The organism is Leucobacter celer subsp. astrifaciens (genome assembly GCF_001273835.1).
Taxonomy (GTDB): Bacteria; Actinomycetota; Actinomycetes; order Actinomycetales; family Microbacteriaceae; genus Leucobacter; species Leucobacter celer.
In genome coordinates this window covers 1-443 of sequence record NZ_JHEI01000117.1, presented here as the reverse complement: position 1 = coordinate 443, position 443 = coordinate 1, and the positions used below count along the sequence as shown (strand labels likewise).

Genomic DNA, 443 nt, shown 5'->3' with positions numbered 1-443 from the left:
CGAAGTCCGCGAAGTTCTCGAGGGAGATCAACTGGATGGCTGAGCGGGGTCTGTCCACGGGGATCAAGAAGACGGATGCGACGGGCAAGGTCTACTACGACTACGAGCCGAAGACGCAGGTGTCGCGCGAGGCGATGGCGGCGTTCCTGTACCGGATGGAGGCCCCGAAGGGGTATGTCGCTCCGCGGGTGTCGCCGTTCGTCGACGTGAAGCCGGGTGACAAGTTCTACACGCAGATCGCCTGGATGTACGAGGAGGGCTTGTCGACGGGTATCGAGCAGGCATCGGGGAAGCCCGCGTTCGCACCGAGATCGAAGATCTCGCGTGAGGCGATGGCGGCGTTCATGTTCCGCAAGGACGCGCCGAAGGGGTACACGGCTCCGAAGACATCGCCGTTCGCCGATGTGCGGCCGGGGGATAAATTCTACAAGGAGATCGCGTGG

1 protein-coding gene is annotated in these 443 nt (G+C 63.0%); it reads left to right on the top strand.

What is annotated here, in order from left to right; translation table 11 throughout:
- Window positions 1-35: 35 nt before the first annotated feature.
- Window positions 36-443, top strand: a 408-nt coding sequence (locus AMS65_RS00405) for an S-layer homology domain-containing protein (RefSeq protein ID WP_193786991.1), incomplete at its 3' end; no start/stop codon positions are given.